The following is a 25,251-nucleotide window of genomic DNA, read 5'->3' as shown; positions in this document are numbered from 1 at the left end:
CTAATTCCTAAATGACTCGCTTAGCCACAACAATAGAAGCCATACTTTACTTAAAAGGTCAGCCGGTGTCGCTTGCAGAGATTGCTGAGATTGCCAAGTGCGATCGATCTGAAGCCGAAGACGCCATTATCGAACTCATGTCTGACTCTTCCCACCGCGACAGTGCGTTAGAAGTTGTTGAAACGCCGACGGGATACAGCCTGCAACTCAGAGACGAGTTTGCCAGTTTAATGCAAACTTTAATACCTCCAGAATTAGGTGTTGGAGCTTTGCGGACGTTGGCGGCGATCGCCCTGAAAGGTGGCATCACGCAGCCAGATTTAGTGAATTTGCGTGGGTCTGGGGCTTACCAACAGGTGCAGGAACTGGTAGAAATGGGTTTCGTGCGGAAACGGAAGCCAACGGATGGGCGATCGTATTGGTTACAAGTTACCGAAAAATTTCATCGGTATTTTCAAGTAGACCAACTACCCAAACAACTGCAACTTGACTTTCAGGCAAATTTGGGCCCAAGCAATGACGATTGACACTCCGGGCGCGTGAACGCACAAGGATTCTTAGATCTTAGACCGGACTTAAATCAAGAACATTGCTGCACATGACCCAGAGATCCAATCTCCCTAAGCGTTTACGATCTCAAAGATCGAAGTTCCGACGTGCCCCGTCGTACTTATCCCGCGATTGAGGATATTAATTGCGGCATTACGATCTCTGTCCATCTCACACCCACACTGACAAGTATGAGTTCGAGTGGATAGAGATTTCTTAACCACAACACCACAACTGCTGCATTCTTGGGTTGTGTAAGCTGGATTCACCGCAATGGTAATCCGACCGAACACTTTTCCAAAATATTCTAAGAACATTCTGAACTGATACCAAGAAGCATCGCTAATCGATTTGGCTAAGCAGTGATTTTTGATCATGTTAGACACTCTCAAATTTTCGTAAACTACTACATCGTTTGATGTGATTACGCACCTTGCTAGCTTGACAGCATGGTCTTTACGTTGTCTACTTATTTTGAGGTGTCGCTTACCTAAAATCACTCTAGCTTTACGGCGATTCAAACCACCTTTTACTTTCCGGCTTACAAGACGTTGAGAGCGTTTTAACCCTGCTTCACCTCTACGCAGAAATCTAGGGTTGGGAACCATTTCGCCATTTGAATCAGTGTAAAACTCTTTAAGTCCCACATCTAATCCAATCGTTTTGCCTGTCATGGTCGCGAGTTCTACTCGGTCTACTCGGATACAAAACTGGACGTAATATCCATCGGCTCGTTTAATTAGTCGAATTCGTTTGATTTGGTCTGGCTGATAGAAATTAAGATCGCGAGTGCCTTTTAGCTTCAGCTTGCCAATGCCGCACTTATCTGTAAAAGTGATTGATTTCCTATCTTCCGCAAGCTTCCAAGAATTAGTTTTGTATTCAACGGATCGACAGTCTTTTTGGAATCTAGGAAAACCAACGTTTTTACCTTTAATGCCCTTTTTGACGTTTTCGTAAAAACGGGAAATACCAGCCCATGCTCTCTCAGCACTTGCCTGTCGAGCCATTGCACCTAACTTATTCGCAAAGTCGAATTCTTTAGCCCAAATTGCACAATACTTAGAAAGCTCGAACCAAGATTTTGCACCACCATCCATCCACAGCCGGATTGATTTATTGCGAATGAATTGACAAATTCTAATCGCTTCATCGATCGACTGAAACTGATTTGGTTTTGCGTAAGCCTTGAATTCGAGAACAAGCATTTTTCTATTCCTCCTGTTCCTACAATAGCAGACTCGTCATAGGAATACTCAACGATCTGTCAGAATTCGGAGAAAGTCCCCCTAGAAGGGGGAGGCTCGCGTCCCCATTTCTTTGGTAGAATGTAGCCAGCCAGAAATTAAGAATCGCCAAATGGTTTTTCACCCTGACTTTGACCATGACAATGCCCAACAAACCGCAGTCAACCCACTTCTGAAGTACCTCCAACACCAATCTCCGGAGGTTCTAGCCCGCATCGCCAAGTCCGCCAGCCCTGAAATCAAAGAAATTATCTCTCATAACGTTCAAGGACTTGTCGGCGTCTTGCCTTCGGACAATTTTAACGTCGAAATTACCACTGACCGCGAAAACTTAGCAGGTTTGCTAGCTTCAGCGATGATGACAGGCTATTTTCTGAGGCAAATGGAGCAGAGGATGCAGCTAGAAGAAAATTTAGCAAGCACGAGTTCGATTCAACCAAACTCTCCCAAAGAAAAGTAAAAATATCAACGGGTTGGGTAAGCGAGAAAGATGAAAGTTGTTGAAAAAATAAACATTCCTGGACAGACAGGGAATTAAGCAACCGGGTTTTTAATCCTATATACCTCGCGATACACGGAGGATTTTGGTGGAAAAACCCGGTTTCTGCCTATCTAGACTATCGAGCATCAGATTCATCTTTCATCCTCCACCGTGGCAACTAACCACCTGCGGGGCTACCCGATAGGGGAAAAGCACCGGGACGTACTTTAATTTTCTGAACTTGACCCAAACGGTTAATTTCCACTTCGAGTTCTTTGCCTACAGATGTGTTTTCCACCCGTTCTTGCACGTCTCCTGGAGTGTTGACCGCAATTTCGTCAACTTTTTGGATGACATCTCCGGCGCGCAAGTCGGCTTTTTGAGCAGGGGAATTTTCCACGACTCGGATCACGGCTACGCCTTGATCGATCGTAATTTTATTATCGAGTTGTTTGTTGACTTCTGCCTTGGTGGCGGGAGTCAAGGCGATCATTTGAATGCCGAGATAGGGATGTTCGGCTTTTCCTTTGGCGAATAACTGATCGGAAACTCGTTTGGCAGTTTCGATCGGAATTGCAAATCCCAAGCCCTGAGCGTCGGCGCGAATGGCGGTATTGATGCCAATTACTTCGCCTTGATCGTTGAGTAGCGGGCCGCCCGAATTGCCGGGGTTGATGGCGGCGTCGGTTTGGATGAAGCGGACTCGCTTATCGGGGATGCCGACTTGGGAACTGGTTCTACCGGTGGCGCTAATAATGCCGACAGTCACGGTATTGTCGAGACCTAAAGGATTCCCGATCGCGATCGCCCACTGTCCCGGTACAATGTTATCCGATCGACCGATAGTAACCTGCGGCAGTTCCTTGCCATTAATTTTCACAACAGCGACATCCGTCAGCGGATCGACTCCCTGCACCTTACCCTCAAACTCGCGGCCGTCTTTGAGCGTCACCTTAACAGTATCCGTCCCGGAGACAACATGAGCATTGGTCACGATGCGGCCATCAGCAGTGAGAATAAACCCCGAACCCGTACCGCGCTTGACTCGTTCTTCCGGCTGTGGCAAATTGTCCCCAAAAAACCTGCGAAACAAAGGATTTTTGAAAGCTTCGGGCACTTGATTCGGTACCTTGGTTGATGCGTCAATCCGCACGACAGCGGGGCCGACTTTTTCGGCTGCTTCCGCAATAAAATTGGGATTGGTGCGATCGACTGGGCGATTTTCCTGAACTGGAGGAGACGCATAGGGCGGGATTTGCTGGCGCACAACGGGCAAAACCAATCCGGTTTCCAGATTGTTTGATCCTTGTAGATAGCGATTCCCCAACCATCCGATGCCTCCGCCAATAGATAGCAAAGTCACATAAAGGGTTATTTCCTTAAAAGATAAATTCATATTTAACAACTCCCGTTGAATACCTCATCCCCGCAGAAACCTTTGGCATCAAGCATTTTTGTCTTGGCCACAGGTTAAGGAAGCGGGGCGGGGCTTACCGCTTCCTCAAGAACATAGCTGTTAACAGACAAGTGCTGATGTGCCCAACAAGCAAAAATTGCTTGATTTTCAAACAGCCAAGAAAACCAATAATTCTTATCGTAACTTGGCTCGGCCTGGGATTTGCGGTATCGGGTGCGACTAAAGCTTTCAAATACGCACTTTCACCAGGCGAAAAAATTGTCAATTCTCCGAAATGAATACTTTTTTCCGTGCATAATGACTTTTAAACGCTTATTTTTGGTCATTTGTGCGATCCTAAAGGTCGATCGCCCCGCCCAGCAAACGGCGGCAAATCTTCCTGCCGATGCGCCTTTAGAAAACCCCGATCCGAGTCGCGATTGCCTGGGGCCGGCTTTGGCTCGATCGCATCGCCACACTAAAAAAACCTAGGAACAACCTACGAGCAAGGAACATAAACCTTAACATTAGGGGTGGTTATGCCTTTTTTTTGCATACTTAAAGACTACATCAGCGCAAAATGAGCCCAAACCGTTAACTGGTTAATTAAGTGAGATTCCTAAATGGCGTAGCCATAAGGGTTGGAAAGCTAAGCCCGTGGCGAGATTTGAACTCGCGACTTCCTCCTTACCAAGGAGGTACTCTACCCCTGAGTTACACGGGCATAAAATATTAAAAATCTTAAACTAAAATGTTTAACTTTTAATTTTCAACTTTTAAATTTTATGTGAATTGTGGTGGGCCGGGCTGGATTTGAACCAGCGTAGGCGTAGCCAGCGGATTTACAGTCCGCCCCCATTAACCGCTCGGGCACCGACCCATTTGTACCCACAGTTAAACACCTTAGCACCTTCATCTTGATTTTGCAACATTACATTTAAAACTCTAATCATTCAAGGCTGAACACATAAGCCGAAGTCTAGCAAACAGGAAAATTAAACTTTCCAGGGCTAACGCACTGCGACTGAAGAAACGGGGTTTTTAACCGAATCTGAGGGTTTTAATGACTATTTTGGTAAAAACCAGGTTTGTTGCCATCTGTGCATCCACGAATACTTTAGACTTCTTGGATCAATATTTGATTAATAGATCAACCGCAGATGTCAGGCAGATAAACGGAGATAAACGCAGATAATTTCCAGAATTAAAAGCGAATAGGTACGAAGTGCACCAAGTCTAGGCTAAACGGAAATTCCTAATTCAATAATTCGCCGGTTTCTTGCAGGGAGTGCAGGCGGCGGTAAATGCCTTTTTGGTTCAAGAGTTCGTCGTGGCTGCCAATTTCGACGATTTTACCGCCGTCTAGTACGACGATCGCATCGGCTTCGCGAATTGTACTCAGTCGGTGGGCGATAATTATGGTGGTACGTGTACCCAAAATATTCTGCATGGCTAGCTGGATCGATCGCTCTGACTCATAATCCAAACTAGAAGTAGCTTCGTCAAAGATTAACACGTCCGGCTCCACCAACAGCGCCCTGGCAATTCCCAACCGCTGCCGCTGACCGCCGGATAACCGCATTCCCCGCTCCCCGACAACGGTATAGTAACCTTGGGGCAACAAGCTGACAAACTCGTCTACTCTGGCGATGCGACAAGCTTCTTCAACTTGCGCGAAAGTTGCTTTTGGATTGCCGTATTTCAAATTTTCCAGCAGAGTACCGTTAAAAACGTCTACTTCTTGGTGCACAATGGCTAAACGTTTGCGGTAGCCAGTCACGTCTAAGCTGGAAATGTCCTCTCCGTCGATCAGAATGCGGCCGGAGTTGAGCTCGAAATACCGAAACAGCAATTTAACTAATGTTGATTTCCCGGAACCCGATCGCCCGACTAATGCTACTGTTTGACAGGGATGAATCAACAAATTTACATCCTGCAAAACAGGTTTTTGGCGATCGTACCCAAATGTCAGTCCGCAAAACTCAATTTTCCCACTAAATCTGGGCGAAGCGGATACAGCATTTTCTGTTGCTAAATTGGCTGCATCTACACCGTCTGGCAATTGCATAAACTCGTGAAACCGGATCATTGAAGAATACCGGCGGGCCAATAATTCGGCGATAATGCTAATCGGACGCAGTTGGGAATACGCCATGCTTGCTAAGGTGTAAACCGTAACAAAATATCCCAGAGATATCTGGCCTGCGACTGTTGCTGCTAAACTAAAACCTAGAACTGAAAACAGGCAGAACTGCACGATTGTCTGTTGGTATGTCCCCAGGATGACGTATCCTTTGTGAATGCGGTTAGTTACAACTTTCAATTCGCGATCGAGTCTGGTTGTTTGCCTTTTTAGTTCCTCTGTTTCTGTCGCAAATGCTTTGACTGTTTTGATGTTGGTGATAATTTCTGAGTTGCGACTTTCGGTATTTTCGATGTATTCATCCAAAATTTCTTCACGCTGAGTGACTTGTCGGAGACTTTGGAGGGTGAAACTGAGGATAAATACGAAGGAAACCAAAATTAATAAGCCGATGCGCCATTCAATTAACCAGATAACTGCAAAGATGCCGATTAAGCGCACGACTTCGGGGATGAATTCACCGGCAATTTCTGGGTAAGTCCAAGTGTGGTTGGCGATGCCTTTGGCGATGCGGCTGGCAATCCGTCCGGCGTTGTTTTCGTCGTAGAATTCTAGGGGTAAGGTAAGGATTTTGCCGATCGCTCCTCTCATCTGATCCCGCCGCGCTGTCAATGGTACTACCCAGTGGAACCAATTTCCCACCCAAGGCTGTATGGGTGCTTTGGCGACTGTTACCAAAAAAATCAAGCCCAGCAAGACGGATAGCGATAATATTGTACTTGCTGGCTGCTGGGTAAGTGAGCCGATCGCTGCGATCGATTTTTGGGTTACTGTATCTGTAGGTTGACCCGACAATACGTTTAATAATTGACCGATCGCGTAGGGTACAGCTAAATCGGCGATCGCAAACAAGCTGGATGCACCGATGCTCAACAGCGACATTTTCGAGTAGCGGCTGTAGTATTTGAGGATGTCCCGAAAGCTTGCCATAATTCTTTTTGAGATACAACCCTTGCAAACACTTGAGTTTTATAACTGCGCGCTCCTGGCGTTTTGATTACAAGTGTACTACAAAAAAGGTGGATCGGGGATATCTCTGGGGCTCGCAGTAGAGAAGTCTAGCTCGCTTTTGAGTGCGATCGAATGAAGCAGATTTATTGCCCGCGATCATATTTCAGATGATGTGCGGTCGATCGACCATAATATTTGGGTAGGTTTACTGACTTTTGGGCAACAATTGATTTAGCGCATCGCACAAGTATTTTTTCACGGTGTCCCTGCTTGCACCCACGCCACTGGGAAGGGTAAAAATCATCTCGACAGTTAACAGATTGTCATCCTGTGAGGCAAATATATCGATCGGCAAAGCACGCTGAAATGCTGTTGCGGGATTTTCCGCTTTCATTACACCCATGCTCACATCGGTGCTGACAGTCTTGATACCTTCGCGGGCTAAAATTGGTCTTAATTGAGAAAATGCTCTCTCTACTGATAGTCCCTCAACCTGAACACGCGCAGAAAATGCAGCGCCATTGAAAAAGTCCCCTTTTTTTTGGAAGCTTTCTTCGCAGGTGGTGGCAACAGCAGGGGTGGCTAAACACAGAAGAGCTACGGTTAAGACGATAGATCGCATATTAGCTGAGTTACAAAACAGTTATAAAAATCAGGATAAACACCACAAAACGCTTTGGCAAGTGCTGTCTCAGGGCAAAAAAATACAGAAGGCAGAATTTTTCTTAAATTCTGCCTTCTGAGGAATGCTTTCTAATTTTTAGGTTTTAGTAGTCTGTTAGCTGAAGGTGTAGGCTGATTGCAGTGCCCACCAGATGAGGAAGCCGATGCCGCTGCCAATGACGATCGCCGAAATGGTGATCGCGATCGGGCTGTCAGCTCCCTTGAACTTCATGATTCCGCGATTTAAGTCTGACATGAGCCGTGTTCTCCCACAATTGCAGCTTGATTGTAGCTTTGCTTTCGGCGGATCACGGTCACAAGCAATGCAATTACTGATTTTTTTAACAATCGGGCTGCTCGAATTTTAGGCGGGCAGAGGCATTGGAGCGCTTTTACAGAATTTCTGAAAAAAAACTTACAAAAAAGACTTGACAAATCCCCAGAAGTGAGAGATTATAGTTAAGACCGCAGGAAATGCGGGTGTGGCTCAGTGGTAGAGCGTCACCTTGCCAAGGTGAATGTCGCGCGTTCGAATCGCGTCACCCGCTTTAAAAAATCAAGAAAATAAACAAAACCGGAAAGTATCGCAAGAAACTTTTCGGTTTTGCTTTGATAATGGTTGAAAATACCTAAGTTGATGGTAAAATTGAGTCCAGAACTTGCAAGTAGAAATTGCCGATCGGGCGATCGCTCGCAACAGGCAGTTAAAACCCTCGATCGGGCAGAACTGACAAGTTTGATTAATGTGGATATCTTAACGATTATTTTTGCAAAAACGCTTTTTTTATCCGATCGCCCGTGCCATCCCAAAAAGCTCCCAAAATTGATTTAAACGATGAGTACCCCTGCCCTTGCCGGCGCAGGGGTCGTCTCGTACCCATAACGCTGACAGAAGCCTTTGGCTGCAACCGTTGTCAGCAAATATTTGTGTTGGACGAAAGCGGACACGTGATCGAGCAACTATCAACAAACTATCCTTACAAACAGGCTTGGCGATGGACGGGTCAGCAGTGGAACAGAGCAAATCCGGGTTTGAAGGCCCACTACTTGCCCCTGGCCCTGGGGATGATTTTGGTGCCACTATTGATTTGGTTGCCCCTGGCGCTGCACTCGCCGGGCCCAAATGTTATTCTGTGGGCAATGGTCGCTGTGCTGCTAGCAATGCTGCCGGCGCTGATGGTATGGCTAGCTTACAGGCGTTAATTAAATGATCATAGAAGATTTTAGCCATTCATCAGAGGGGGCAAATGTCGCCCGCCACGCTTATCAAGCTTCTATGGAGTTGGCGGCGACAAAAAGTACGGATCGCGCTGCTGGTTTGCAGGCGATGGCGATCGCACTCAAACGCCGCCAAAATGACATTTTAGAAGCAAATACTCTGGATCTAGAAGCGAGTCGCGATATGGCGATTCCTGAGTTGATTGTGGAGTGGCTGAAGCTGACACCCGAACGGATTAAGACAACTGTCCAAATTCTGGAACGGTTGGGGGAAATGCCAGATCCGATCGGCAGGGTGATCAATGCTTCTTATCAGGTCGATCGCTGTCAGGTATACTGTCAATCGCTGCCGTTGGGGGCGATCGCGCTAATTTACGAGGCGTTTCCAGAGTTGGGGGCGATCGCGGCTGGCTTGTGTCTCAAAAGCGCTAACAGCTTGATTCTCAAAGGTGGCAGCGAAAGCTGGCAAACTAATGCTGTAATTGGAGAAGCTTTGATTTCGGCGATCGATGAGGTCGGTTTGCCGTCAGGATGTTTGCAGGTACTCCCGCCGGATCGGGGCGCTTCGATCCGAGATTTGGTCACTCAAGACCAATATCTCAATTTAATTATTCCCTACGGTAGACCGAGTTTGGTGCAGCAGGTGGTAAGGCTGTGCACAGCGCCAGTGTTGCGATCGGCAATGGGCAATTGTTACCTCTATTGGTCGCCGACTGGTAGTTTGGAGATGGCAAGGTGGATGATTTTGGACAGCCATCAAAGTGTCCCCGATCAGGTAAATGCGATCGAGAAAGTGTTGATCGATCGCAACCAAAAGCCTTCTTCCTTAGTCAGGCTGTGGAATAGTTTAAAAGAAAAAGGCTTTAAAATTAGCGCCGACGCGGATCTCGTCGCAGATTTCCCAGAGTTGAAGCTGGCGGAACCCTACGAGTGGACTCAACCTTATTTAAACAAAACCATCGCGTTTAAAGTTGTTGATAGTCTAGAAAGTGCGATCGGCTGGATCAACCGCTACAGCAGTGGCCACGCTGACTGCATCGCCACTGAATCTTACCTAGAAAGCCGCCAATTTGCTCTGGATGTGAACAGCGCCTCTACTTTTATTAATGCCTCGCCTCGGTTTTGGCGCTATCAAAATCAGGGAGATGCGATATTTTTGGGAATGTCCAACCAAAAAGGCTATCGTCGAGGATTGATCGGGCTAGATACGCTGACGACAATTAAAGAAATTGTTCAAGGTAACGGACAATTTTAAGGAGTTATGTTCTCCGGCTTAGCTGTTGAATGGAATTTAAGAGAGAGCATCTTTTTTAAACAAACTTTGTAGTGAGGAGTTCAGTCCTATCAGTCGGCTTTTAGTAAACAAAGACTAATAGCCGTACTACGAAAAAATTTTATTGTAGGCGATCGATCGGAGATGACATGAGATTCCAAATCTAGAGCAATAGGATATATTTTTGTGGCTTGATTTGATTTTCTATACGGATGGCTGAGAATTAAAAACTTCCAATAATTACGTTTTTATGATATAGCAACTGCCACATCGGTGAGGACATAAATAACCGGAATGAATAGAGCCGATACCCGTCAAACATCAATAATTTGATTCCCATTATGCAACTGTCAACTGTCAACTGCTATATGTGTCAAACGTCTGGGTAACAGTTATAAATTTCACAAAATCATGATTTGCCAATCCTAAATTATCACAAAGTCGATATAATTAAAAAAGGAAAAACAATCTGACTGAAATTAGGGTGTAATTAGCAAACAATGAATTCAGAAAAAATGCTCATTTCTTCAGACGAGACAGTCGATCGCGAAACGCTAATTAATCAATCGACATACATTAAAAAATTGCGTCCGCTGCTGCCACCAGAGGCTTTTGAACCCGATCCTAGCAAGTTAACAATACTCTTAATCAATCTGGGAATTTTATTGTTGGGATGGGGGATTGCCGACTATCTCGATCGCTGGCCTGTCTATCTTTTATGGCTTTACTTACCTTTAGCCGCGATTATGGGCAATAGTATCATAGTTTTGCTATTTAGCTCCCACGACTTGATGCACGGTAGCGTTCAGAAAAAGTCTTGGCTGACTTATCCGATCGCCTTTTTAGGTCTAAGTATGCTATTGATGCCACCCACTCAGTGGAAATCCCTGCACAACCTCGTACACCACAATACCACAAATTCCTTAGCAGACCCCGATCGCAATTACCTGTACCAGCAACCGGATACTTGGGGAAAATGGATTCAAAATTTATTTGTACCGTCGGTAGAAGTCAATCCGCTGTGGTTGATTGTCGGAATGGCCGGATCGTGGACAGTGCATAACTTCCGCAACGTGTCCTCGGTGTTGTTATTCAACGATAAATCTGTGGATTACGTACCGGCTGCGTTTACAGTTAGTCCGAAAGATCGATCGACAATCGCCCTAGAATGTCTGGGAATCCTAGGAATTCATCTCAGCATCTTGTTTTACCTAGACTTTAACCCGATTAAAGTTACTCTGGCGTACATTTTGCCGATCGCACTTGGTCATGCAGGAGCAATGTTTTACATCTACACCAACCACATGGGTTGCCGGATGACCAGCATTAATGACCCGCTGATCAATAGTGCTTCGCTGCGAGTTCCTAAAATATTTGACCTGCTGCACTTGAATTTTTCCTACCACACAGAACATCACATTTTCCCCAGCATCAACTCAAACTATTACCCGATGGTGCAAGAATTGTTACAAATTCACTATCCCGATCGGATGAATTTAATTGATGCTGGAGAAGCTTGGCGGTTGCTTAGGGAAACACCCCGGCATTACAAAGATGAAGTAACCTTCACTGATTCATTAGGAGAAATGTCCGTGAATTGCAGTATTCTGGAAGAATACAAAGGCTGATTTAGTCATGTTTTAAAAGTAAGGTGCGCCCGCGCACCCACGGCTGGTACTTGATTCTTCAGTCCGTGAAGGCGGACTTCGTTTGACAAGAAGCGGTTTCAACCGCCGACTCTTCGTTTGTATAGAGGCGGTTTTAACCGCCGAGTAGGATCAGCGGTTTTTAACCCGGATTTGGTATTACATACTGATGCTATTGATCACTAAAGAAGGTTTGAGAGCAATATATGGCACTAATCGCTTTTTATTGTTGGCATCAATCTTCTGTTCTGCGATATTCAAATCTTGCTGGAACTGTCTGATTAACTGTTGAATGGGAGTTCCCTCAAAAACTTCGTCGAAGGTGGCACGGTAGAGTTCTCGGAAAGATCTATCGTAATAACCCAAACGGTCATATTTATAAGCTGACAAAGTAAACAGAATTTGCAGTTGGTCTGCCGCTCGTTTGTAGGGCGGAAGCAACTGTAGAAGCTTCTGTTCCGTCATTACTTCTGGAATATCTGGCTTGAGAATTGCCGGAATATCCCGGTAGGCAGCCAAAGGCATATTGGCGGCAAAACTCATGTATTGATGCTGGGTGTAATTCACAGCCGAATGCTGCGGCCCGCAGGTAAAAATCACTGTTGTGACAATTTCAATCAATTGTTGAACATCGTCAATGCGCTGTGGCATTCCTTTGACTTTACCCCCTGTATCTGAGGATAATTCTTGCGCCCAGCGTTGCAGTTCGCTATCCTCTGCAATTGTCTCCTTCGTCGGGTAAAAGTAGTTGAGATAGCCGGATACAAAGGTTTTAATTGCGTTCCAAAGCAGCAATCCATCATCTCGGTAAGGGTAGTGAGGTAGTTGAGTTGTGTTGTCCATTTCCCGATTTTTAAGTTCGGTTGGGAACGCAAATTGATCGAGACTCCAGGTAGTGCAAGCTTCTCTGCTGATTTCGATCGTTTCTGCCAAGGTTCCTGCCAGCAACTCATCAACTGGGCCTCCAGAACTGATCAACTGAGTGCGTGCGAGATTGTTGTTGGTCAACATGAAGCGGAAGTGGGGTTTGAGCAGTAAGCTGAGGGGATGATTTTCAGCTAACTGTCGGGCTGTGACGATCGCGATCGGTTCCATGACAAGATGGGTTCGACCTAAATGCGAGCTCATTTCGTGGTGATTGGCATCTGCTATCTGCACGCAGACTTTGGCAAACAACCAATCCAGGGGCGGATCGGATGGCGTGTAGATATGGCTGCCCGGTTTGGGGTCTAGTTGAATGGCAATGGGTGCCATTTCACCGCGATCGCGCACTCCCGTCCACCGCCAAGCGAAGAAAGCACGGGGTTTCGGCAAGTATTTCCTGCCCTTTTCATAGGTTCCTCCTTGAATTCGAGCAGGCGTGCGATAGTTTGGGTCAGTACCTGTGTAATCGGCAATGTAAATACTTTTTTCCCGTAACAGTGTGGGGAGCTCCAATAATGGCTGCGCGGTTGCCAGTTTTGTGACGATTTCTGCGCGGGGATCGCTGGGATCTAAGAGGCGGAGCACCAGCGGATTTGCCCCAGACAAGCGCTGTTCGGCAAAAGAGCGATCGGTTTGGTAAGTCTTTGCAACTTGAGGCAGCCGCAGCACGGGAAAGAAGTCTTTATAGTCTTGGAGTTCGTCGAGAGGATCTAGAAAAGATCTCGCCTGGACTGCCAACATATTTACAGGAAGTTCAGCGGTTGCTAGTATTCGTTCTCCAATATAGTCGCTCGAAAAATTCTCGATCGCTGGCACGCTTTTTAATAATGCCAAAGGTGATAAACTGTTATAGTCAAACTGATAAGCTTGTTGCTGGCGAGTTAAGTAATCGGTGCGCTGTTGTTTGTTCAGATCGTCTTGAGGAAGGGAAGGTTTCATGATTTTTACCAGTTATTAAATTTCACCCTTGTTTTTTAGTAACATATAGGTAAAAATTACCACTAAACGAGGATGGGATGAACTGAATTTTGTGACTATATAATAGAAATTGATACTATCATAATTCGTAGATGGTAATTGTGATCCGGACAGTTTCGACTGATGTTGCTGCTACCACTCGCAGCTCTCCAAGTACGGGGATTTTGGGATACTCAGTCAAGCTGCATCCCGAACTCAAAGCCAGAGAGCAAAGCGAAATTTATCCTAATTCAAAGAATCTCTGCAACAGTAGCTTCGGTTTCCCTTGGTTCAATCAAGTCAATCTAATGAGTTCATGTTCGGTTATCTAACGATAATGAATACCAAGAAAGTAAAATTGGAACAGTAGTCGTAGGGTGTGTCGCCACCAACAATCTCTAGCTACATATCGACAATTTAACAGCGACGCACCTGATCGCAATAGGTTCATAAAGAAACACAAAATTTATTGTGTAGCAATCTTTTGTCAAAATGGTATTAGTCTTTGCCTAAGACAGACTATTTGCGCCTTTGCGTCTTTGCTTAGAAGTTCATTCATACCGTGAATCAGCAATCAGAGAGCAACAGTAAAATAACGCCTCACGCCTACTACTTATTCTTTTTCACCCGCATATATAGCTCTTCCATCGCCTCAATAAACGAACCATCCTTTTGCCAAAACGGCGGAAAATCTCCCTGTTTCTTGACCACGATCGCACTTACGCCACTTTGCACCCCCACCTCAATCGTCTGCGGCAACCGCTTCGCACCGTGCCAAAACTCTCTCAGGCTAATTGTTTGCGCTTCATTGGCGATCGCCCGCGTGTAATAGGAATTCACCGCCACAGGGGCCGCTGCATCTGCCGTCAACTCAGCAGAAAGCGCCATTCCCAAAGGCGTTTTTGCCAATTCGCGGTGCAGCACTTCCTTAGAAAGTCCCCGTAATTCAAACAGTAAAAACGGATCTTTGTCCAATTCGGCCGCCACCAAATAATAAACTCCCGCAATATGTTTGCAGGGATTACTATAGTCTGGACAAGAGCAAGTCGTTTTAAAATCCTCACGGCTGCTGGGTAAAAGATGCAATCCGAAGGGTGAAAAAGCCTTTTCAATATTGTCGGGCATTTCGTTGAGCAACAGCCGGGAAATGAAACTGGCTTTCGATGCCATTTGGGCGATCGCCACTTTCCACTTTGCCTGACTAATCGGCTCAAACTCAATTTGAGTTTTGTACAGCGGCTCCTTATAAACCCCAAAATAAGGATTAACCGATCCTCTCACCTCTGCTATCACTAAGCCATCATTCATTTTAAAGCTTTTTACCTTACCATTTTTTGCATAGGCACGTCCCCGCCCCAGTCGTCCAGAATCGGTAAACTTTTCCAGCGCGCTGATAAATTCATTACCCCACCAAGTCCGAGTAAATTGTGACATCTTTGGTTTCTCCTAATCTAAAACTGCATTTTTATTGAGCCTAATTAACTTTTTAAATGCCTCATTATCCAACTCAGTCAACCACGACTCATCAGCACCAATAATTGAACCTGCCAATTTCTTTTTGTCCTCAATCATTTGGTCAATCTTTTCTTCTAACGTGCCAATTGCCACAAACTTATGCACAAACACATTTTTTTCTTGTCCGATCCGAAACGCCCGATCCGTCGCCTGATCTTCCACCGCCGGATTCCACCAACGATCGAAATGGAACACATGATTAGCTTTTGTTAGCGTAATTCCAACGCCGCCAGCCTTCAGTGACAAAATAAATACCGAAGGTTCTGATTCTGGATCTTGAAACTCTGAAATCATCCGTTCCCGTTTTTCGCGACTCGTTCCCCCGTGGATGTAATAAGTGTTATAATGTAAAGTCTGTTTGATGTATTTTTCCAACGCACTTCCCAATTCTGTAAACTGCGTAAATACCAATAAACTTTCGCCTTCAGCTTTCACTTCCTCAATCATTTCGATCAGCCGTTCCAATTTGTGCGATCGCTCCGGTGTAAACTCACTTTCATCCTGCAAAAACTGGCGCGGATGGTTGCAAATTTGCTTCAGCTTCAGCAGCGTCGCCAAAATCATCCCCTTGCGCTTCATCCCTTCCGCCGCGTCAATTTCTTGCTCTACCTCTTTCACAATGGCTTCATACAAGGAAGCTTGCTCGCGGGTGAGATTACAGTATAGTTTTTGCTCAACTTTGTCAGGGAGATCCTGAATAATTGACTTATCCGTTTTCAGGCGGCGCAGAATAAAAGGTTCTACTAATTTTTTCAGCGCTGCTGATTGCGTGCGACTTCCATGTTTTTGAATCGGTAACTCAAACAACTTCCGAAACTGCGCCTCTTTTCCCAAATATCCGGGATTGAGGAAATTAAAAATTGACCATAAATCCAACAAGCGATTTTCTACAGGTGTTCCAGTCAGCGCCAACCGATGGGTAGCCGGCAACTTTAAAATCGCCTTTGTTTGCGCCGCCTTCGGATTTTTAATATTCTGCGCTTCATCAATTACCAACCGATGCCACTCAACACTGCTCAACAGCTTCTCATCTTTGCGCGCCAAAGTAAACGAAGTAATCAACATATCGCAATCTTGGACGGCGGCTTTAAATGCTTTGGCATCTTGCAAGCGCCCAGGCCCGTGGTGAATCAGCGATCGCAATTCTGGAGCAAATTTTTCCATTTCCTTTTGCCAATTGCCAACTACGGAAGTGGGCGCAATTAGCAGCGTGGGTAAAACCGCACTTTCGGTCTTTTTAGTAGTAGATAAAACTTCCCGTTCTTGCAATAATCGAGCAATTACCTGCGCCGATTTACCTAAACCCATATCGTCGGCAAGACAGCCATTTAATCCCAGACTTTCCAAATAACTCAGCCAAGAAACACCGCGCTTTTGATAATCCCTTAACTTACCCTGAAACCTTACTGGATCTGTAATTAATTCGAGCCGACTCTTATCGTGCAGCTTCTCCAACATATCCGACAAAGCTTGATCGCGCTCCACCTCCAACTCTTCACTAGCTTCTCCTTGGGCCGTCAACTTCATAAAGTCAATCAGGCTGACATCGGGATTCTCTTCGCGATGTTTTTTCCAAAATTCCAGCATCTCCTGCATTTTATCTTTATCCAGTTCCATCCATTGTCCTCGGAACTGTACCAGCGGCGTTTTACTATTAACTAACGCCTCCCATTCTTGTTCGCTAACCCGATCGCCTCCGATCGCCAATTCATACTGATATTCCACCAAGGAGTTCGCTGAAAACAATCCCTTACCCTTGATTGCAGCGCTTTTCTGACTGCTGCCCTTGACTTGCAGCCGAATCTTCGCCCGCTGTCGTCCCTTCGGAGTCCACCAAGCCGGCACAATCACCTTATATCCGGCATCTTCTAGTACCCAAGCGGACTCGCTGAGGAAGGTAAAGGCATCATCTAAGCTGAGGGAAATGTTAACAGGTTTGTCGGTTTCTAGTCCATTCCAAAGCTGGGGATAAATGCGCGCTGCGTAACCAAGATTTGTCAGCAAATGTTGCTCGAAGTTGTCGCCGAATTGTTTCTGTAACTGTTTTTGTTCAGTCGATCGCGATCGCCAATAATCCTGCAACGGCACCCGCACAGATGGATCTTGTTTTGCCGCCACCTGAAACTCTAAAATCCAAGGCTGTTCGGGGTTTTCGGGCGATTGCAATTGAAAGCAAAGGGAGAATGAGTCAGCAGATTGATTGCGCGTAATGCGATCGCGCCAGGTTTGCCATTGTCGATATTGTTCAAGGCTTACTCGCGCGATTTTTCGTGTTTGGTTGAGACAGATTTGGAGTAAAGAATCCGCAATCTTATTTTCAAACGACGCTGGGATTGGTGTTTGAGTTACAATTTCGGCGATCGCACATTCTGAAAAATGCCGCAGCAACATTTCGCGATCGTAGAACTTTGGCGTCATATCTGCTAGTTTGAGCTTGTTAAAACCCGACGCGCAAACTAGAGGCATCCATTCAACATAGCGTTGTAAATCAGTTTCGTACTGCGCTGAAACAATTTCCCATCCCGGATAAATCTCAAAGCTTGGTGCAGTCTTGGCAGTTGTTTTAGTAGTTTTTGCAGTTTTTGCAGTTTCACCGGCTTTCTTGCGCCCGCGCGTGGCTTTTGCAGCGGCTTCTGATGTTTCGATGGGGGCAATCGGAGCAGTTTCTCGATAGCGCAGCGCCGGAATATAATGATCCTTGAGAATAATTTGTTTAAAAAATTGCGTGTAGTGATACCAAAACAGCAAGTCTGAGCCGAACTGAACTTCTGCCAAATCGTAGAGGGCAAAAAAATGCAGATCGTTCAATACTTTAGTCAAAGTGTGGGTGGCGATGGACACACAATCAACTTCCCAATACTCTAACTCAAATGTTTCGGGTAACTCTGTCTCTAAATATCGCGCTAACTCTAAAGATGGTAACGGCTGGTTATCGGCAGTGGGCAGTAAAAAGTACCGAGGGGCGATCGCGTATTCTAGCCCCATAGCACTTGTATTGCTGACTGGTGACAGTTGAATCCCGGCTTCTTTCGTTAGAAACTCTGTTAACTGTGCCGCCTCCAATTGTCGGGGATGAGCCTTAGCACGCTGCTTTTTCTTTTCAGTAGTTTCAACCCAAAGACAAAACGTTCCACCTTGAACAAAACTTTCTTCTGTTTGAGGAATCCAAGTGCCGTGCAGGATTTTCATAGGTTATACCAAATGCAACCTTTGGCAGCCTATCATATCATGAATTAGTCAAAAATAAGACGGCGGTTGAAACCGCGCCTATACAAACAATGTCCGAGCTCAGAGGGACTAAAGAGAATAACATAATTTTACCGCGCTATCTTTAACCCGCGCACCATCCGGGTTTTGCTTGTGTAGACGCGGTTTCAACCGCCGAGTCTTCTTGACGGTGGCGTGAGTTATGGTGGCCCGGAGGCAAAGTTCGATCGACAAATTAACCAAAAATATCAACAGTAAAGTGTCCGCAGTCAGATAAACTAATGGCGATCGCCCTCAAGACAATTTGATGCTATGTGGGACAAAATTGCCGCGCACATCTCTGAAGCAACCGGAGAAACATTTTCCATCGACAACCGCCGTTCAGTCAGCGGCGGCTGCATCAACCAAGGCTATGCTATCAGCAGTAGTAAGCGCACTTATTTCGCGAAAATAAATCAAGCTTCCCAAGTCGCGATGTTTGAAGCTGAGACTTTGGGTTTGCAGCAAATGGGAGAAACTCAGACGATTCGCGTTCCTGAACCGATTTGCTGGGGAACAGAAGGCAATTCTGCTTATATTGTGTTGGAATGGCTGGATTTGCGAAGTGGCGGGGGCGAGATAGCTTGGTCAGAAATGGGGCGGAAACTGGCTCAAATGCACAAATACATCCCCCCGAATCCACCTTTGGCAATGGGGAGGGAAGAGCCTAATGATAGCTTGTGGAGGGGACGTTTTGGTTGGAGTGTTAATAATACGATCGGCTCAACTCCTCAAATTAATCAATGGACTGCTGACTGGGCGAAATTTTGGGCCGAACATCGGATTGGCTATCAGTTAAAGTTGGCTAATCGTCGGGGCGGAAATTTCAGTCGGGGGGAAAGCTTGCTAGCAGCTATTCCGAAGTTGTTGGATGGTTACAAGCCTCAACCTTCGCTGGTTCACGGGGATTTGTGGGGAGGAAATGCGTCGGTAACTGCGGCGGGGGAACCGGTAATTTTTGACCCGGCTGCTTATTGGGGCGACAGAGAAGTCGATATTGCCATGACTGAACTATTCGGGGGTTTTTCCGCAGCGTTTTATCGGGGTTATAATGAGGTTTGGTTGCTGGATTCAGGCTATGAAAGACGCAAAATACTTTACAATTTATATCATATTTTGAATCACTTTAATTTGTTCGGCGGGAGTTACGAGTCGCAGGCTAATCAAATGATTAATAGAATTTTGGGTTAAGATTTCAATATTAATTGGATTAGAGCGAATCACAAATGAAGTTTTGGAACTGTTGCACCAAATTGGGATTTATAGTTTTGTTTTTGAGCATCATCAGGGCTGAGAATGCTTTAGCTGCTTTACCCTTACAGGTGGGTGTCTATCACGGCGGCGGTTCTCGATACATTCAAATTGCTGAAAAACAAAATAGAATCTGCTTCAAAGGCTTTTCTTCTAACGGAGTTACTGTGGCTTCCGTTACGACGGATACTAAACGCGAAAACTTCTACAAAATCAACGGATTTGACGGTACATTTCTGTTGCAACAAGATACAGATACTGTCTTATTCGGCCCGATAAATCAGTTGATGAAGTATGTGGCAGATTATGGTTTTTCTAGAAATTTAGATGATAATTTGCAGCAGTGTCTTAGTTCCGAAAAGCCTTTCTTTAAACAAAAATCAGGCGGCCGAGGCGTTCGCTAAAAAGCGTGCATTTATTTAGATGCTGTAGGGTGCGTCGCCCTCCATAATCCTTCAACCAAATCGAATATCTGATAGCGATGCACTCCTACAAGTGGTAGTTTAACTAATATAGTTTTTCTGAATTAAGGTGCGTCGCTGTGAGATTGTCGATCGGACTTTAATGAATTTCGATGTATCCGCACCCGACAGCTACATATTAGTAAGGACACGACATTGGCGTGTCCCGACAGCTACATATTCGTAGGGACACGGCACTGCCGTGTCCCTACCAGTCAAGTTATTTACTTCTGTTTAGCCGCCGCTTTCTTCTTCGCCTCCTTCTCGGATTTCTTAGCCGCCTTCTCAGCTTCAAGTTTGGCGAACTTTGCTAATTCTTTCTCTTCCGTTATTTTATCCAGATAGTAGTGGTAGTCTCCGAGATAAGTCCGAAAGTCCCCGTCGCGAACTTCTACTATTTTGTTAGCCACTTGGGAAATAAAATAGCGATCGTGCGAAACGATAATTACTGTGCCGTCGTAATTTTTAATCGCCTCTTCCATCATCTCTTTCGCGGGAATGTCGAGGTGATTTGTCGGTTCGTCCAAAATTAGCAAGTTCACCGGTTCCAGGAGCATTTTTGCTAAAGCTAGACGGGCTTTTTCTCCGCCGCTTAAAGCGCCAACGTGTTTGAATACTGTTTCGCCGTTAAACAAGAACCGCCCCAACAAAGTCCGAACTTCTTCATTTTTCCAGTCGGGTACTTCGTCGTGAATGGTTTGCATCACGCTTTTATTCAAATCTAAGGCTTCGGCTTGATTCTGTTCAAAGTAACCGGGAATGACGTTGTGGCCTCCCATTTTAACGGAACCTTCGGTGGGCGTTTCTAAACCCATAATCAGGCGCAGCAGAGTTGATTTGCCTGCACCGTTGGGGCCGAGAAAGGCTATTCGATCGCCTCTTTCAATTAATAAGTCTGCTCCCAAAAACAGGATTTTCTCACCGTAGGTATGCACTAAGTTTTCAATTATTGCTACTTCGCGGCCACTGCGGGGTGCGGGGGGAAACCGGAAATGCAAGGTTTTTAAGCCGCCGGTGGGGGCTTCGATGCGCTCGATTTTGTCTAACTGTTTCTCGCGACTTTTGGCTTGGGTGCTGCGTGTGGCGCTGGCGCGGAATTTTTCAACGAATGCTTGCTGTTTGTCGAGTTCTTTTTGCTGGTTTTCGTAGGCGTTGAGTTGGGCTTCTCTGGCTTCTGCTTTTTGCAGTAAGTATGAGGAATAGTTGCCGAGGTAGGTGCTGGAAACGCCGCGTTCGGTTTCGACGATTTGGGTGCAGAGTCGATCGAGAAATTCGCGGTCATGGGATACGATTACCATCGGGGTTGTCAGCCCTTTGAGGTAAACTTCGAGCCATTCGATCGTTTCTAAGTCGAGGTGGTTGGTAGGTTCGTCTAACAGCAGGATGTCGGGTTTTTGGAGAAGAATTTTGCCCAAACTCATCCGCATTTGCCAGCCGCCGCTGAAGGCGCTGACTAATCGATCGCTATCTTCTTGCTCAAATCCGATTTCTGGTAAAATTTTCTCGATTTGGGCTTCTAAACCGTAGCCGTTTAAGCCTTCAAATTGCCGTTGTAGCCGATCCATTTTGTGGATCATGTCGTCGAGATTTTCTGGGGTGGCGGCTTCGAGATCTCGGTGCACCTCCATCAAAGATTGGTGGACTTCGTTAGCTTCGCTGAAGGCGCGCCAAAATTCCTCTTTGACTGTGCGAGTGGGGTCGATTTCAAATTCTTGGGAGAGGTAGGCGATGTGTAAGCTGGCGGGGCGAATGACTTCGCCGGAGGTGGGTTCGATTTCGCCGGCGATGATTTTGAGTTGGGTGGATTTACCGGCACCGTTGACGCCTACTAAGCCGATGCGATCGCCCGGTTTGACTTCCCAGGTGACATCTTTGAGTACGACGCCTGTGGGATAAATTTTACTGATATGTTCGAGTCGCAGCATTGTTATCGAGACTGGGGAAGGGGAGGTTTAGCGGCGGATGGGATGCCGGCGCTGAGGTCGAGTTAATCTTAACAAATTTTAATTAAATTTAGACATTGATAAGATTTGGGTTTGGGAGGGCGATCGATTTGAGATTTTGGATTTTTGATTCTGGATTTTAGATTCTGGGCGCAGGGCTAGCGAGAAACCGGTTTTTTTAGGAAAATACTTGGCACCAAGCCCCAGATTCGCGAAAAACCCGGTTTCGAGGAGTGTGTGAGGGCGATCGCACTTGGGGAAGTTGAGGAAACAGGGCTATCGTGCTGTCTCAGATTGAATTTCTCGAATAATGGTTGAAACTTCTTCTTCTGAATCTAGATGTCGTGCCAAAACTTGGGCTGTTGCTTCTAGGAGGCGATCGCTAAACAATTTTGTTAAATCTTGCCGCAAACCTTGCCCAATGTAAAACTTGAGCAAAGCTGACAAAGGCATATCTCGATGCAGTGCTATTTTGTTTAGGGATTCTAAGGTATCTGTTGGGATTTCGATTGATACAGTTGTTGTTGGGCGCGCTCGGACTTTTAATGTAAGTTCTTCTTCAGTGTTGTTCATATAATTTTCTTTCTGTACGGGTAACTGGACGTGCAGAAATTATGCGGATTCGCAGGCTGCGTTCTACATAAACCACTAGCAAGAGGCGTTGAGTAATAGAGTACCCTATAATAAAATCACGTTTCTCAGTCTCTGAACTAGCATCACCTTCCTTGTAGAAGGGGTCTAAGAAAACTTCGGTCGCTTCTTCAAAGGTAACACCATGTTTTTCTAGGTTGCTTTCTGCTTTGTTGTTGTTCCATTCAAACTGAATGTCTTGGAGGCGATACAAAGTATCCATATATGAATCTTAACACAGTCAAATTTAAATAATGTCATTTTTGGAGTAGCTGGGCATAAACATCATCCTCAGTATTATCCCAAATTGCATCTAGCGATACTCGGCTTGTCTGAAGCCAGAATTCAGACTCATCATCAGGTAGGAAAGTAACGAGAATCCTTGCACCTTCAGGAATTTCTATTGGTTCCAACAATTTAATTTTGCCTTGGCGAACGATCGCCCAAAGTGTCTTTAGCATCATAGGGTGAGTCCAGAATCGTTCGGGTTGTATCTCAATATATCGGATTCGTTGAGGACTTGCCCAATCATGACTGATAGTTCGATCGGGCGATCGCAATGAGGGCGATTCCCTACGGGATAGCTTAGCTTCACGAGTTTTGTGTTTGCTGGGAATTGACGAAAGGGCGATCGCTCTTCAACAGCCTTTTTGCAAGCAATTCGACAAGGTGGCGAAGAAGTGAGGAGAGAAGTGTGATCGCTTTTAGGAGTGAAAGGGCGATCGGACGATCGCCCTTCACCACCTTTGTATCCGGTGCAACCATCAGGGGATTGCGGATAATCGCGGATGTTAATTCGGCTTATGTCACGACAGTGGCAGGTTTAAGCATTTTTAAAACAGACGGTGCTTTGACCAAGTTTTAACCAATTATCACTCGATCTAGGGCCACTTTTCCTAATTAGTATAACTCTCAGAAACGTTGTTCAATTTGCTGGAGTTATCTTTCACGTTGTTGGCGATATGTCATCACATTTTAGATGATGCTGAAGGGGAAAAACGCCAATTTTTGATTCCCAATTTCCCCTGCCCAAGTATATTTATTTTTCGGCTATTCGATCGAGTTTTTCCCTCAGCAACAAATCTAACAAAGAACGCAGCACAAACAAGCCACCACATCCGGCAACAGCAAAAGCTACGATCGCCCCTGTTTGATATCCGCCCACCAGCAGCACTGCACCCGTCAGTATCCCAAAACCAGTCATACAGGCAAAAATCAGAGTTTTTAGGGCTAAATTAATCCGTTTCAGGGCGCGATCGCTCTCCATGTTACGGACGCGAATTTGCAGCTCGCCATCTTCAATCCGCTGCTCCAAACGCTTCAGGAAAACTTGCGATTTGCTGGGCTGCTGCAACTTGTAGGTGATGAAATTTCGCGCTTGAAGAGCCAATTCTCCGATCGCATTTTTCCGTCCTTTACTTACCGCAATGGTCTTCACAAAAGGCTGAGCGCATACTAGGAAATTGTAGTTAGGATCGAGAGTTCTCGCAATGCCGTCCAGAGTCGTCAGCGACTTGACAATAAACATCATTTGTGCAGGCAAGCGAAACGGTTGTTGCTCGAACATGATGTACAGTTCGTTCTTGATTTCATTAAAAGCTTGAAAGTCGATCGGCTTATCAATAAACTTATCCAACAGAAAAGCAATCAGTCTCCGCACCGGCATCATATCCGGCATCGGCTCAACTAAGCCGATCGTAATTAAAGTATCGAGTACCTGATCGGTATCCTTTCTCAGCACAGCAAAAAAAGTCTTGACCATTTCGTCTTTAGCCAAAGACTTCACCTCTGCCATCATCCCGAAATCATAAAAAATTAAGCTGCCATCTTCTGTCACCGCTAAATTTCCCGGATGCGGGTCAGCTTGAAAAAAACCATCAATTAACAACTGCTTCAAGTAACAGGAAATTCCGAGTTGATTGAGCTTCGTAATATCTACTCCAATCGCCTCTAAGCTAATCCTATCATCTACTTTAATACCGGGAACATATTCTAAAGTCAGCACTTTTTGTGTCGTGTATTGCCAGTAAACTTTCGGGACAATAATTTGAGGGAATTCCTGAAAATTATGGCTAAAGCGATCGGAATTTTTCCCTTCTTGCACATAGTCGATTTCTTGATATAAAATCTTAAAAAACTCGTGATAAATAGATTCTAGGTCGTACTTGCGCGTCCAAGGCAAATGGCGATCGCAAAAACGCATCACTTGCCGCACCGCCTTCACATCCAAATTAAATAAACTTTCTAAACCCGGGCGCTGCACCTTGACAATCACATCTTCCCCGGTGTGCAGCCTCGCTTTGTGTACCTGTCCCAGACTCGCAGCAGCGATCGGCAATGGGTCAAAATCGCGGTACAAAGCATAAATATCTTTGCCTAACTCTGATTCTACAAGGGCGATCGCCTCTTCGGAACTAAACTCAGGCACCCGATCCTGCAACTGTTCCAACTCCTTGACGTACTCCAGCGGCAGCAAATCCGCGCGAGTCGAGAGAGACTGCCCGATTTTAATAAAAGTCGGGCCTAAATCCAGCAAAGTATTCACCAACCAATGGGCGCGAATTCTTCTAGTTTGAGCAGAATTATTTTGCAGCAGTCCATCCCACCACAAAAAAAACATAAACTTTGCCGTCGCAGCAAAAACGTCTATTTGTCGTGCCAGCGGCGAATATTTAGAACGTTGCCAACGCAGGAGTTTCGGTGCAGCTTTTGTGAGCATAATATTCGTCGCGATCGATTTTCGTGCACCGCAAAGAT

23 protein-coding genes and 3 tRNA genes are annotated in these 25,251 nt (G+C 45.7%); 10 read left to right on the top strand and 16 right to left on the bottom strand.

The window, feature by feature from the left end:
- Positions 1-11: 11 nt before the first annotated feature.
- Entirely contained in the window at positions 12-527 is a 516-nt protein-coding gene (gene scpB / locus QUB66_RS02695) for an SMC-Scp complex subunit ScpB (RefSeq protein WP_265233260.1), read from the top strand.
- 93 nt (positions 528-620) lie between these two features.
- On the opposite strand, the gene QUB66_RS02690 is transcribed toward scpB, so the two are convergent.
- Positions 621-1,757: an RNA-guided endonuclease InsQ/TnpB family protein gene (locus QUB66_RS02690; protein ID WP_332966224.1), complete on the bottom strand. Its 1,137-nt coding sequence runs from the start codon at positions 1,755-1,757 to the stop codon at positions 621-623.
- 151 nt (positions 1,758-1,908) lie between these two features.
- On the opposite strand from QUB66_RS02690, the gene QUB66_RS02685 reads away from it, so the two are divergent.
- Entirely contained in the window at positions 1,909-2,256 is a 348-nt protein-coding gene (locus QUB66_RS02685) for a DUF760 domain-containing protein (protein WP_265233257.1), read from the top strand.
- 199 nt (positions 2,257-2,455) lie between these two features.
- Here QUB66_RS02685 and QUB66_RS02680 read toward each other — a convergent pair whose 3' ends face one another.
- On the bottom strand, positions 2,456-3,673 hold the full coding sequence (locus QUB66_RS02680) for an HhoA/HhoB/HtrA family serine endopeptidase (RefSeq protein ID WP_265233256.1): 1,218 nt from the start codon (positions 3,671-3,673) through the stop codon (positions 2,456-2,458).
- A 318-nt stretch (positions 3,674-3,991) separates the two neighbouring features.
- On the opposite strand from QUB66_RS02680, the gene QUB66_RS02675 reads away from it, so the two are divergent.
- Positions 3,992-4,165, top strand: coding sequence for a hypothetical protein (locus tag QUB66_RS02675; protein ID WP_265233255.1), 174 nt, complete (start codon positions 3,992-3,994; stop codon positions 4,163-4,165).
- Positions 4,166-4,325: 160 nt separating this feature from the next.
- Here QUB66_RS02675 and QUB66_RS02670 read toward each other — a convergent pair.
- The 5 genes from QUB66_RS02670 to QUB66_RS02650 all read right to left on the bottom strand — a co-directional run bounded on the left by QUB66_RS02670 (position 4,326) and on the right by QUB66_RS02650 (position 7,686).
- A tRNA-Thr gene (locus QUB66_RS02670) sits at positions 4,326-4,397 on the bottom strand.
- Positions 4,398-4,468: 71 nt separating this feature from the next.
- Positions 4,469-4,553, bottom strand: a tRNA-Tyr gene (locus QUB66_RS02665).
- Between the two features lie 375 nt (positions 4,554-4,928).
- The gene (locus tag QUB66_RS02660; RefSeq protein WP_332966227.1) at positions 4,929-6,746 is read right to left on the bottom strand and encodes an ABC transporter ATP-binding protein; all 1,818 of its coding nucleotides are present in this window, start codon (positions 6,744-6,746) and stop codon (positions 4,929-4,931) included.
- 226 nt (positions 6,747-6,972) lie between these two features.
- Complete coding sequence (locus tag QUB66_RS02655) at positions 6,973-7,389, bottom strand: hypothetical protein (protein ID WP_332966228.1); 417 nt, start codon at positions 7,387-7,389, stop codon at positions 6,973-6,975.
- 156 nt (positions 7,390-7,545) lie between these two features.
- A complete protein-coding gene (locus QUB66_RS02650) occupies positions 7,546-7,686 on the bottom strand; it encodes a hypothetical protein (RefSeq protein WP_332966229.1) in 141 nt (46 codons plus the stop codon).
- Positions 7,687-7,906: 220 nt separating this feature from the next.
- On the opposite strand from QUB66_RS02650, the gene QUB66_RS02645 reads away from it, so the two are divergent.
- The 4 genes from QUB66_RS02645 to QUB66_RS02630 all read left to right on the top strand — a co-directional run bounded on the left by QUB66_RS02645 (position 7,907) and on the right by QUB66_RS02630 (position 11,549).
- Positions 7,907-7,978 (top strand) — tRNA-Gly (locus QUB66_RS02645).
- A 250-nt stretch (positions 7,979-8,228) separates the two neighbouring features.
- Positions 8,229-8,633 (top strand): hypothetical protein, encoded by a 405-nt coding sequence (locus QUB66_RS02640; protein WP_332966230.1) that lies wholly within the window; start codon positions 8,229-8,231, stop codon positions 8,631-8,633.
- 4 nt (positions 8,634-8,637) lie between these two features.
- On the top strand, positions 8,638-9,903 hold the full coding sequence (locus tag QUB66_RS02635) for a glutamate-5-semialdehyde dehydrogenase (protein WP_332966231.1): 1,266 nt from the start codon (positions 8,638-8,640) through the stop codon (positions 9,901-9,903).
- A gap of 533 nt (positions 9,904-10,436) precedes the next feature.
- A complete protein-coding gene (locus QUB66_RS02630; protein WP_321161488.1) occupies positions 10,437-11,549 on the top strand; it encodes a fatty acid desaturase family protein in 1,113 nt (370 codons plus the stop codon).
- A gap of 177 nt (positions 11,550-11,726) precedes the next feature.
- Here the strand turns inward: QUB66_RS02630 and QUB66_RS02625 are convergent, their stop codons facing one another.
- The 3 genes from QUB66_RS02625 to QUB66_RS02615 form a co-directional block, all read right to left on the bottom strand.
- Complete coding sequence (locus QUB66_RS02625; RefSeq protein ID WP_332966233.1) at positions 11,727-13,430, bottom strand: lipoxygenase family protein; 1,704 nt, start codon at positions 13,428-13,430, stop codon at positions 11,727-11,729.
- 627 nt (positions 13,431-14,057) lie between these two features.
- On the bottom strand, positions 14,058-14,882 hold the full coding sequence (locus tag QUB66_RS02620) for an SWIM zinc finger family protein (protein WP_332966234.1): 825 nt from the start codon (positions 14,880-14,882) through the stop codon (positions 14,058-14,060).
- A gap of 12 nt (positions 14,883-14,894) precedes the next feature.
- Positions 14,895-18,152, bottom strand: coding sequence for a DEAD/DEAH box helicase (locus tag QUB66_RS02615; protein WP_332966235.1), 3,258 nt, complete (start codon positions 18,150-18,152; stop codon positions 14,895-14,897).
- Between the two features lie 330 nt (positions 18,153-18,482).
- Between QUB66_RS02615 and QUB66_RS02610 the strand changes: the two genes are divergently transcribed.
- Positions 18,483-19,400, top strand: a complete 918-nt coding sequence (locus QUB66_RS02610; RefSeq protein WP_265233241.1) for a fructosamine kinase family protein — start codon at positions 18,483-18,485, stop codon at positions 19,398-19,400.
- Between the two features lie 35 nt (positions 19,401-19,435).
- Positions 19,436-19,864: a hypothetical protein gene (locus tag QUB66_RS02605; protein WP_265233240.1), complete on the top strand. Its 429-nt coding sequence runs from the start codon at positions 19,436-19,438 to the stop codon at positions 19,862-19,864.
- Positions 19,865-20,145: 281 nt separating this feature from the next.
- Here QUB66_RS02605 and QUB66_RS02600 read toward each other — a convergent pair whose 3' ends face one another.
- The 5 genes from QUB66_RS02600 to QUB66_RS02580 form a co-directional block, all read right to left on the bottom strand.
- Complete coding sequence (locus QUB66_RS02600) at positions 20,146-21,846, bottom strand: ABC-F family ATP-binding cassette domain-containing protein (protein ID WP_332966236.1); 1,701 nt, start codon at positions 21,844-21,846, stop codon at positions 20,146-20,148.
- A 294-nt stretch (positions 21,847-22,140) separates the two neighbouring features.
- A complete protein-coding gene (locus QUB66_RS02595; RefSeq protein ID WP_265233238.1) occupies positions 22,141-22,437 on the bottom strand; it encodes a hypothetical protein in 297 nt (98 codons plus the stop codon).
- Positions 22,424-22,717 carry a BrnT family toxin gene (locus QUB66_RS02590; RefSeq protein WP_332966239.1) on the bottom strand — a complete coding sequence of 98 codons (294 nt, stop codon included), beginning with the start codon at positions 22,715-22,717 and terminating at the stop codon, positions 22,424-22,426. The genes QUB66_RS02595 and QUB66_RS02590 overlap by 14 nt, the downstream gene beginning before the upstream one ends.
- 34 nt (positions 22,718-22,751) lie before the next feature.
- Entirely contained in the window at positions 22,752-22,958 is a 207-nt protein-coding gene (locus QUB66_RS02585; protein WP_265233236.1) for a hypothetical protein, read from the bottom strand.
- Positions 22,955-23,089 (bottom strand): hypothetical protein, encoded by a 135-nt coding sequence (locus QUB66_RS02580; RefSeq protein ID WP_332966240.1) that lies wholly within the window; start codon positions 23,087-23,089, stop codon positions 22,955-22,957. The genes QUB66_RS02585 and QUB66_RS02580 overlap by 4 nt, the downstream gene beginning before the upstream one ends.
- A 99-nt stretch (positions 23,090-23,188) precedes the next feature.
- Here QUB66_RS02580 and QUB66_RS02575 point away from each other — a divergent pair, with 99 nt between their 5' ends.
- Positions 23,189-23,359, top strand: a complete 171-nt coding sequence (locus tag QUB66_RS02575; RefSeq protein ID WP_332966241.1) for a hypothetical protein — start codon at positions 23,189-23,191, stop codon at positions 23,357-23,359.
- A gap of 174 nt (positions 23,360-23,533) precedes the next feature.
- Here the strand turns inward: QUB66_RS02575 and QUB66_RS02570 are convergent, their stop codons facing one another.
- Positions 23,534-25,213, bottom strand: a complete 1,680-nt coding sequence (locus tag QUB66_RS02570) for an ABC1 kinase family protein (RefSeq protein ID WP_332966243.1) — start codon at positions 25,211-25,213, stop codon at positions 23,534-23,536.
- Positions 25,214-25,251 lie beyond the last annotated feature (38 nt).

This window comes from Microcoleus sp. A2-C3 (genome assembly GCF_036706065.1).
Classification (GTDB): Bacteria; Cyanobacteriota; Cyanobacteriia; order Cyanobacteriales; family Microcoleaceae; genus Microcoleus.
The sequence above is the reverse complement of the archived record's forward strand: the minus strand, read 5'-3'. Positions and strand labels throughout refer to the sequence as shown.